Origin of the sequence: Actinotignum urinale DSM 15805, assembly GCF_000420445.1 — a bacterium.
Lineage (GTDB): Bacteria > Actinomycetota > Actinomycetes > Actinomycetales > Actinomycetaceae > Actinotignum > Actinotignum urinale.
This window is the reverse complement of record NZ_ATUY01000021.1, coordinates 1-2,411: the sequence shown is the minus strand read 5'-3', so window position 1 is coordinate 2,411 and position 2,411 is coordinate 1. Positions and strand designations below refer to the sequence as shown.

Here is a 2,411-nt window from a genome sequence, read left to right as displayed (position 1 = left end):
CTCTTATCAGTCAACTCTTTTTCCAGTTCTACCCAATCCGTATAGAACCCTGGATTATCGTTATCCTTCTGCTTATCACCAATTTTCGTTAACACGGCTTGGAGTTCATCGGCAGCCTTTTTCACGCCCGCATCACCCATACCAGACCCTACGCGAGCCAGACCCTCTTGAGCCTCTTTGATCTTCACTTGAGTAGATGAACCAAAATATTCATCCCCTACCCGTTTCATCATGCCCTGAGCATCATCACGAGCTTTCACCAATGCTTTCATCACGCCAGGAGCACTTTTAGATGCCGTGGTGATAGTCTCGATAGCTTTTTTCTTCTCGCTATCCTTCTTCATCTTGCCCATATCGGGTTTAACAAGTGGTAGCTTTTCACGCGCAGTTTTCAACTGCTTATCCAGAACCTTGCACAGTTCCTCATCCGTTGCCACCCCGCGAGCATTCGCCACACACTTATCGTTAAGTGTTGTTGCAGCCTCTACCGTTTTCTTCGCCCCAGGCACAACCTTGGAATAGGTCGCCCATGCCTTATCCATATCCTTGGCATAATCGGTTGCAGAACCACACGCCGACAACCCTGTCGCCGTAATGGCGAGTACCGCCAATATTGTTTTTGCCCACCCTTTGCGGACTGTTTGTGTCTTGTTCATCATGTTCTCCTTTCCAACAAACAAGAAAACCTAATTTTTATTTAACGTTGCTTAGATAAATTCTAACCTTTACCCCACACGCCACACAGCACAAACAAACCATGTAGCGCAACACAAGCAACTACTGACTTGAACACACCCTTTCAAAGGCAGCATCCCATAACGGTTGTAATTCTTTATATCCCTCCTTATCCATTAATTGAGCCGTATTGTTAACATACTTACGTTGTTCTTCTACCGATAGCCCACCTTCTCCGTAATAAATTTGTTTGAGAGTTGTGCGTACCCGTTTCGGATCACTCATCGTATCTCTACCGTCACCGTCGCGGCTGGATGTGTCAGATCCAGTGGACGTATTGGTATCATCTGACATGGTTTCCGCAGACTGATGGGAATCGACCACCTCACCCGTAGTTTTCCCGGACTGAGTAACATGGTGTGGAACAGTAATCTTCTTAATGAATGAAATCAAATACGCAGTATTATTATCGACCGTTACTGGATTAAAATGTTTACCGCGCAACTGTTCACGGATGTGGTGAGGTTTCATACCCGCACCAGTTAGCTTACGTAAGGCTTTAGCGATAGCATGAGGTTCATCCCTACTTAGTTCGTAAAGTTTATCGGGAAGACATGCATGTAAGAAGTCCACTAGCTTATCTTCCTTACTTTCGCCCGTATCCTCATCGTCTGTAGAGCTACCCTCATTAGACACATCGGTATCCGTATCCTCTACGGTATCTGCCACCGTGCTTGACGTAGCAGTATCCGCAGCCGTCTTTTCACCATCACTATCGTTACCCATATTCACCTTTCCATCATCCGTATTGGCAGTGTCGTTACCGTTATCCACGCTTGCCATACTGTCCGTCGCGTTCTCTACAGGCTCGCTATCGCCTACAGTCTCTTTTACAGAGCCAGTAGTACCCGTAGCGTCGCGAGTACCACCGGAGCCATGATGCGAAGCACGCTTTCCGCGACCTTCTCCCCTACCATCACCTACGGTGAGCGTGGATGTATCCTCCTCACCCTCGGGTGGTTCAACCACATCAACATTCAGTTGATAGAACGAACCCGTGTTATACCGGCACGAAAGACTATCCATGCGCGTACTCGTCTCACCATCACGCCATGCGTCCCGAACGGGACGCGAAATCAAACCATAGTTTTTTAGCGTCGCTACGTGCCGACGTGCCCTACTCACCGAGCACCTTGCACGCTGAGCAAGGGACTTGATAGTCCTCCACGCCACATGCTCATCATTTGACGACTCCGCTAGTGCCACAAGCACAAGCGTTTCCTCAGCATCAAGCCATGTCACGTCGTCTAACGCCCACGCAACAGCCTTAAAACTCATGCCACTCGCCTCCTAAAAACCTTTTTTATTCTTTCACTACCACCATGTGTGCCACGCCCGCAAACCCTAGCCTCACGCCCGTAACACCACACCTTTACGAGCCTCGAACGCCTCGTTAGCTTGATCCCACAACCTTCTCGCCCACGCCTTGTAGGCAGTCTCATAAGTGAGCGAATACGTACGGTTAAGCCACATAAATTGCTCATTCCTGGATAGGCCCGTTGTGTCATCACGGATCTGTTCTAAAACCTCACGCGCCTTTAGGGCGAAACGTTCCTTACGCTTTTCACGCGCCTCAAAACTGTTGCCAACAAAAGGATCAGGCACATCACGGTACTTCAGTTGAGATAGCCGATGTAACACTAAGCCAGGACCATTCACAACGTTCGGCGGTGGCG

3 protein-coding genes are annotated in these 2,411 nt (G+C 48.8%); all 3 read right to left on the bottom strand.

Annotated features, from left to right (window positions below; genetic code table 11):
- A partial coding sequence (locus G445_RS10630) for a hypothetical protein (RefSeq protein WP_156825594.1) occupies nt 1-659 on the bottom strand: 659 nt, incomplete at its 3' end.
- Nucleotides 660-777: 118 nt separating this feature from the next.
- Entirely contained in the window at nt 778-2,013 is a 1,236-nt protein-coding gene (locus G445_RS0108665; RefSeq protein WP_022867130.1) for a helix-turn-helix domain-containing protein, read from the bottom strand.
- A gap of 72 nt (nt 2,014-2,085) precedes the next feature.
- Nucleotides 2,086-2,411 (bottom strand): hypothetical protein (locus G445_RS10625; protein ID WP_040431103.1); only part of this gene is annotated, 326 nt, incomplete at its 5' end.

Excerpts from the sequence above, each read along its gene's own strand:
- G445_RS0108665 (WP_022867130.1), bottom strand. The coding sequence starts at position 2,013 with ATGAGTTTTAAGGCTGTTGCGTGGGCGTTAGACGACGTGACATGGCTT.